Origin of the sequence: Hyphomonas sp. (assembly GCF_040882205.1) — a bacterium.
Lineage (GTDB): Bacteria > Pseudomonadota > Alphaproteobacteria > Caulobacterales > Hyphomonadaceae > Hyphomonas.
This window is the reverse complement of record NZ_JBBEBT010000098.1, coordinates 1-6154: the sequence shown is the minus strand read 5'-3', so window position 1 is coordinate 6154 and position 6154 is coordinate 1. Positions and strand designations below refer to the sequence as shown.

Sequence of the window (6154 nt, the reverse complement as noted above, 5' to 3'; positions counted from 1 at the left end):
CTGCAGGTCTATCCGGACCCCGACTACACCGCTCTGCGCCAAGCCATTGCCCGGGCAAAAGGCATCACCGACGCCTCCCGCGTTGTCACATCGGCCGGCTCGGACGAGATCATCCACCTGCTGACCCAGTGCTATGCCGGGCCCGGCGACGAAGTGCTGTTCACCGAGCACGCCTTCTCCATGTACGAAGTCTCCGCGCGCGCCCACGGCGCCGCCGCCATAAAGGCGCCCGAGACGGACATGACAGCCGGCGTGAACTCCATCCTCGGCGCGGTGTCTGCGCAGACAAGGATCCTGTTCCTCGCCAACCCCAACAACCCGACCGGCACAATGCTGGCGCTGGAGGCGCTTAAGGCCTTGCAGGACGCGCTGCCCCCGCATGTATTGTTCGTGGTCGACGGTGCGTACTCGGAGTATCTCGGGCCAGACTATGAAGCCGCGCTGCGCGACCTTGTCGACCGGCGTGACACGACCGTGATGATGCGCACCTTTTCCAAAATCTACGGCCTCGCTGCCTTGCGCCTTGGCTGGGCCTATATGCCGAAGCCGATTGCCGACACGTTCCAGCGGATCCGTGGCCCGTTCAACGTGAACACGCTGGCGGTCGAGGCGGGTATCGCCAGCGTTGGCGACGAGGCCTTCCTGACGATGTCGCGCGCGCACAATACCGCCTGGCGCGCCACGTTGACGCACGCCCTCAATGCCATGGGACTGACGACGCCGGTTTCGCACGCAAACTTCGTCGTCTGCGAATTCGGCTCGGCGGAGCGCGCCGCCGCCGCGCACCAGCACCTGAAAGACGGTTCGGTTCTCGTGCGCGCAATGGGCGGCTACGGCCTGGCGACAAAGCTGCGCATCACGGTCGGCAGCGCCGAGGATAACACGCGCTGCCTGGACGCGCTGAAAGCCTTCACCGCGTCACGCTGATATTGTCGATCAGGCGCGTACGCCCCAGCCACGCCGCGCCCAGCAGCCGGGCGGCGCCCCCCGGCATCGGCGCGTCCGCCGGCAATAGGGCCAGGGTGCCGGGATCGACCAGCGCGATATAATCCACACTCCGGAAACCCGCGCGCATCAGGTGCGCTTCGGCCTCGGCGCTCACATCGCCGGGCAGGGCGCCCAGCGACAGTCGCACCGATGCCCGGTGCAGCGCCGCAAACAGTGCGCCCGCCGCGCGCCGCTCGTCCGCCGCGAGGTAGAGATTGCGGGAAGACTGGGCGAGGCCGTCTCCATCCCGCTTCGTCTCGCCGCCAATGATGTTTATCGGGAACCCGAGATCGCGCACCATCCGGCGGATGATCTGCAACTGCTGGTAATCCTTCTCCCCGAACACGGCGGTGTCCGGCTGCACGTGCAGGAACAGACGCGCCACCACCGTCGCCACGCCATAAAAGAAGTGCGGCCGGTAGATTCCGTCCAGCAGGTCCGACATGGCGTTCACCCGAACGTCCGTAACCGAACCATCGGGATATATTTCTGCAACAGTCGGCAAATAAACGAGGTCGCATCCGGCAGCCGACAGCAGCGCAAGGTCGTCGTCTTCCTGGCGCGGGTATGTCCCGAAATCCTCACCCGGCGCGAACTGTGCCGGGTTAACGAACAGGCTGGTGATCGTGCGGCCCGCGTTTTCCTTCGCCTTTTCAACGAGGGAGATGTGACCCGAATGGAGGGCCCCCATGGTAGGGACGAAACCGACCGTCTCACCTGCGGCTTTCCAGGCACGCACCTGTTGCTGCAAGGCCACACGCGTGCGCACGACGGCAACCGTGTTTTCTGTCGTGAATTTCACTTTGATCCGGTCCCGCATCAGGCTGTTGTAAACGGGTTGTTAACCCATAGGCCGGAATTTCCAAGTCATGACATACCGCATCGTTAACACCGTTCGTTCGCTGGCCATGTATGGGGCCGTCTCGCTGGGTCTGCGCAAGGCCCGCATCGATATCCGCGAGCCGGATGCCCTGCGAAGCGGCGCCGAACCGGAGGATCTGTCGGACGACTGGATGTTCGAACGGCGCCAGGCGGCGGTGTCTGCCGAAGCCTACATGCTTGATCAGGAATATGGCCGGGTGTCGGGCGCCCTGTCCGGTCTGCGGGCGGTCCTGTCAAACCTCACCAGGATGCCGCTGCACGGCGAAGCGGCCTACACACCGATGCCAGCCTGCGCCGTGTCGCTTGATCCGGCGCTGTTCGACGAGATCGCCGCTCCGGCGCCGATGCTCACGAATGTTGTGGCCTTCGATGAAGATGACCTCTTCATCGAAAGCTCCCTAACACTTCAGAAACCCCCCACGTCTATTGAATCACTGCTACGCGTTGCGTGATTTGTTGGTTTAGCCGGCCCCGCGCCGTGCAGATTGTGGAGTAGCCTCGATGCCCGCCGATGGGATGTCTTCCTTGAGCGGGACGGGCCCGGCTGACATTCCGCAGCAGGCAGCTGAGGCACGCGTCATTGTTATCGGCAACGAGAAGGGCGGGGCGGGCAAATCCACCGTCTCGATCCATCTCAGCGTGGCGCTGCTCTGCATCGGCAAGAAAGTCGGCGTCATCGACCTCGACGTGCGCCAGCGCTCGCTGACCCGCTATCTCGAAAACCGCACCCGCTGGATGCAGAACACCGCCGCGAGGCTCTCGATGCCGGAAATCGTTCGCGTCGAAGCCAGCCCGGAGCGCGATCTCGACAAGGCCGAAGCCGAGGAAAGCAAGCGCTTCCTCACCTCGCTCGCCCGCCTGAAGCGCGAGTGCGATTTCATCATCATCGACGCGCCCGGCGGCGACACCTTCCTGTCGCGCCTGGCGCACATGTATGCCGACACGCTGATCACGCCGCTGAACGACAGCTTCGTGGACTTCGACCTCCTCGGCGACGTGAACCCGCAAACGCTGGAAGTCCTGCGTCCAAGCTTCTATTCCGAGATGGTCTGGACCTGCCGCAAGAAAAAGGCGCAGACCTCGCGCCGCCCGATCGACTGGGTCGTGATGCGCAACCGCATGTCGCCGCTGGCAGCCCGCAACAAGGAACGCGTCGGCGGCGCGCTGCAAAACCTCTCCAAGCGCATCGGCTTCCGCCTCGCCCCGGGCCTGTCAGAGCGCGTGATCTACCGCGAACTCTTCCCGGCCGGCCTCACCCTGCTGGATCTGACCGAGACATCCGCGAATGTGGCCTTCTCGATGAGCCACAAGGCAGCCCGCCAGGAGCTGCGCGATCTGGTGATCGTGCTTCAGCTGCCCGAACTTGCCGGCCTCGAAATCACGTTCTGAACACCCGCACGTCTGACCGCTGCCATGGGCCCTGCGCCCCTTCGGAAGGTATGGGCCCCAGCGGAAGGTATGGGGCCCCTGCGGAAGGTATGCGCCCCTGCGGAAGGTATTGTCAGGCCTTGCGTCCGTTCGTAAATCCGACGGGGTCCGCGCCCGGACGATCCCGGACAACCGGACGCTGGCGGGGCGGGAGGAATGCATGACCAGCGTCAAAGCCAGCGGATTTGCACAAGACCGGTTCGCGCCGGTGAAGGCGGCCTTCGAAGCGAACTTCGCCAGCGGCGCCGAAAACGGCGCCAGCTTCTGCATGACGCTGGAAGGCAAGCCTGTCGTCGACATCTGGGCAGGCTACGGCGACGAGGCGCAGACCAAGCCCTGGGAAAAGGACACCCTCGTCAACGTCTATTCGACGACCAAGACGATGACGGCGCTCACTGCGCTTTACCTCGCCGACAAGGGCGCGCTCGATTTCACAGCGCCGGTCGCAAAATACTGGCCTGAGTTTGCCGCCAACGGCAAAGCCGATGTCACCGTCGCCCACCTGATGAGCCACGCCGCCGGCCTCTCCGGCTGGAAGGAACCGCTGGTGCGCGAAGACCTTTATGACTGGGAGAAGGCGACCAGCCTCCTCGCCGCGCAGGCCCCCTACTGGAAGCCCGGCACCGCGCCCGGCTACCACGCGATGACGCAAGGCTACCTCGTGGGCGAAGTCATCCGCCGCGTGGCCGGCGAAACCGTTGGCAAACTGTTTGCGAAGGAAATCGCCGGGCCCATCGGCGCCGACTTCCACATCGGTCTTGCGTCCACGGAAGATCACCGCGTCGCCGAACTGACGCCGCCCCCGGCAAGCGGCGCACTCGGCAACGGTTCGGCTGACGAACTCGTCACCAATATGTCGAGCAATCCGCCGATCAACCCTCTGGACACCCGAACCCGCGCCTGGCGCGGCGCCGAGATCCCTGCGGCCGGCGGCACCGGCAATGCGCGCTCCGTGGCGGCTGTCCAGTCTCTGATGGCGAATGGCGGCTTTGCCAACGGCAAGCAGATCCTGTCTGAAGCCGGCGTCCGCAAGGCCCTCGAACTCCAGATCGAAGGCACCGACCTTATCCTCGGCATCCCGGTCCGTTACGGCATGGGCTTCGGCCTCGCCGGCGGCATGGTGGCGTTCCCGAATCCCAACAGCGTCTTCTGGGGCGGCTATGGCGGCTCCCTCGTCGTCAGCGACATGGATGCGCGCGCCACCTACGCCTACGCCATGAACAAGATGGCGCCGACGACCACAGGCGACATGCGGGCCTTCGCGATGCTGATGGCGGCGTGGGGCGTGATGGCATCCTGAACCCGGCGCTTGGCTTCACAGGGGCTCCGGCCTATAGGCCGCCCCCATGGCAACCTTTCCTTTCGAAATCAGCGCAACCGAAGGCGCAGCCCGCACCGGGCGCCTCGTTACGCCGCGCGGCGATATCCGCACACCCGCCTTCATGCCGGTTGGCACCGCCGCCACCGTGAAAGCCCTCTACATGGACCAGGTGAAGGAGGCCGGCGCCGACATCATCCTCGCCAACACCTACCATCTGATGCTGCGCCCCGGCGCCGAGCGTGTGAAGAGGCTCGGCGGCGTGCACGCCTTCGCCAAATGGTCCGGCCCGATGCTGACAGATAGCGGCGGCTTCCAGGTCTGGTCGCTGGCGCAGCTGCGCAAGATGGACGCCGACGGCGTGACTTTCCAGAGCCATATCGACGGCTCAACCCACCGCCTCACGCCGGCCCGCTCCATCCAGATCCAGGCCGACCTCCTCGGCGCCGACATTTCCATGCAGCTTGATGAGTGCACGAACTTTCCCTGCACCGCGCAGGAAGCCGGTCGCAGCCTCGAGCTGTCGCTGCGCTGGGGCGAACGCAGCCTCGAGGCCTTCGGTGAGCGCGGCGCGCAGACCCTGTTCGGCATCGTGCAGGGCTCGAACTTCCCGGCGCTGCGCGAACGCTCTGCCAAAGGCGTCGCCGCACAGGGCTTCGGCGGCATCGCGCTCGGCGGCCTCGCGGTTGGCGAAGGCCACCAGCAGATGTGCGACACCATCGACTTCACGGTGCCCCACCTGCCGCCCCACCTGCCGCGTTACGTCATGGGCGTCGGCAAGCCCATTGATCTCGTCGAAAGCGTTGCGCGCGGCATCGACATGTTCGACTGCGTATTGCCCACACGCTCCGGCCGCCACGGCCAGGCCTGGACCTGGGACGGGCCCATCAACGTCACCAATGCAAGGTTCGCCGAAGACCTCGCGCCGCTGGACGAAGCTGTCAGCAGCCCGGCCAGCCGCGACTTCTCGCGTGCCTACCTGCACCATCTTTTCAAGGCCGGCGAATATCTCGGCCCCATGGTGCTCTCCTGGCACAACACCGCCTTCTTCCAGGCGCTGATGGCGCAGATGCGCGCCGCGATTGCCGAGGGCCGGTTCGAAGCCCTGCGCGCGCGCCTGTCTGCAGCCTGGGCCTCCACGCGGTCTCGTCCGCGCGATGCGGCCAGCTGAGCCGGCTACTTGTAGATGATGCGCCCTTCAGTCTCGGCGGCGATGGCCTCAAAGTCCGGCCTCGCCGGCAAGTCGCACTGCATCGCCAGTCCTATCCCCTTGAGATAGGTCCGGCGCTGGGCCCCGATCTTGTAGGCCAGGTTATACTTTCGCATGTGCCCTGCCGCGCCGGTCGCCTCCCGCAGCACACCGCGGTAGGGGATCCACCCGGTCACGCCGGATTTGACTGCGCCGAGCGCCGCCTCGGCCGCGTCGTCCGCCAGCTTCTCCGTTTGCAGCCGCTCGTCGGGGCTGGACGTGTCCCAGTCAGGCCCGAGGACCCCGTCGAGGTCCCGGATCAGGGTGATGATCTCCTCGCAGGTAATCTC

At 65.5% G+C, this 6154-nt stretch carries 6 protein-coding genes and 1 pseudogene; 5 read left to right on the top strand and 2 right to left on the bottom strand.

Annotated elements, in window-relative coordinates; genetic code table 11:
* Nucleotides 1–927, top strand: a 927-nt coding sequence (locus WEA77_RS04130) for a histidinol-phosphate transaminase (RefSeq protein ID WP_368066598.1), incomplete at its 5' end; no start/stop codon positions are given.
* Here WEA77_RS04130 and panC read toward each other — a convergent pair.
* Nucleotides 911–1807, bottom strand: coding sequence for a pantoate--beta-alanine ligase (gene panC / locus WEA77_RS04125; RefSeq protein ID WP_368066597.1), 897 nt, complete (start codon nucleotides 1805–1807; stop codon nucleotides 911–913). The two genes, WEA77_RS04130 and panC, sit on opposite strands and share 17 nt — an antisense overlap.
* Before the next feature lie 49 nt (nucleotides 1808–1856).
* On the opposite strand from panC, the gene WEA77_RS04120 reads away from it, so the two are divergent.
* The 4 genes from WEA77_RS04120 to tgt all read left to right on the top strand — a co-directional run bounded on the left by WEA77_RS04120 (nucleotide 1857) and on the right by tgt (nucleotide 5786).
* Nucleotides 1857–2321 (top strand): hypothetical protein, encoded by a 465-nt coding sequence (locus WEA77_RS04120; protein WP_368066596.1) that lies wholly within the window; start codon nucleotides 1857–1859, stop codon nucleotides 2319–2321.
* 64 nt (nucleotides 2322–2385) lie between these two features.
* Nucleotides 2386–3258: a division plane positioning ATPase MipZ gene (locus WEA77_RS04115; RefSeq protein WP_368066599.1), complete on the top strand. Its 873-nt coding sequence runs from the start codon at nucleotides 2386–2388 to the stop codon at nucleotides 3256–3258.
* 199 nt (nucleotides 3259–3457) lie between these two features.
* Entirely contained in the window at nucleotides 3458–4597 is a 1140-nt protein-coding gene (locus tag WEA77_RS04110) for a serine hydrolase domain-containing protein (RefSeq protein WP_368066594.1), read from the top strand.
* Between the two features lie 46 nt (nucleotides 4598–4643).
* Complete coding sequence (tgt, locus tag WEA77_RS04105; protein WP_368066592.1) at nucleotides 4644–5786, top strand: tRNA guanosine(34) transglycosylase Tgt; 1143 nt, start codon at nucleotides 4644–4646, stop codon at nucleotides 5784–5786.
* Nucleotides 5787–5791: 5 nt separating this feature from the next.
* Here tgt and WEA77_RS04100 read toward each other — a convergent pair.
* Nucleotides 5792–6154, bottom strand: a pseudogene (locus WEA77_RS04100) (hypothetical protein); the annotation flags it as partial.

What these genes read in the sequence shown, in the direction of transcription:
- tgt (WP_368066592.1), top strand. Translation starts at nt 4,644, where the DNA reads ATGGCAACCTTTCCTTTCGAAATCAGCGCAACCGAAGGCGCAGCCCGC.
- WEA77_RS04110 (WP_368066594.1), top strand. Translation starts at nt 3,458, where the DNA reads ATGACCAGCGTCAAAGCCAGCGGATTTGCACAAGACCGGTTCGCGCCG.
- panC (WP_368066597.1), bottom strand. Translation starts at nt 1,807, where the DNA reads ATGCGGGACCGGATCAAAGTGAAATTCACGACAGAAAACACGGTTGCC.
- WEA77_RS04120 (WP_368066596.1), top strand. Translation starts at nt 1,857, where the DNA reads ATGACATACCGCATCGTTAACACCGTTCGTTCGCTGGCCATGTATGGG.
- WEA77_RS04115 (WP_368066599.1), top strand. Translation starts at nt 2,386, where the DNA reads ATGTCTTCCTTGAGCGGGACGGGCCCGGCTGACATTCCGCAGCAGGCA.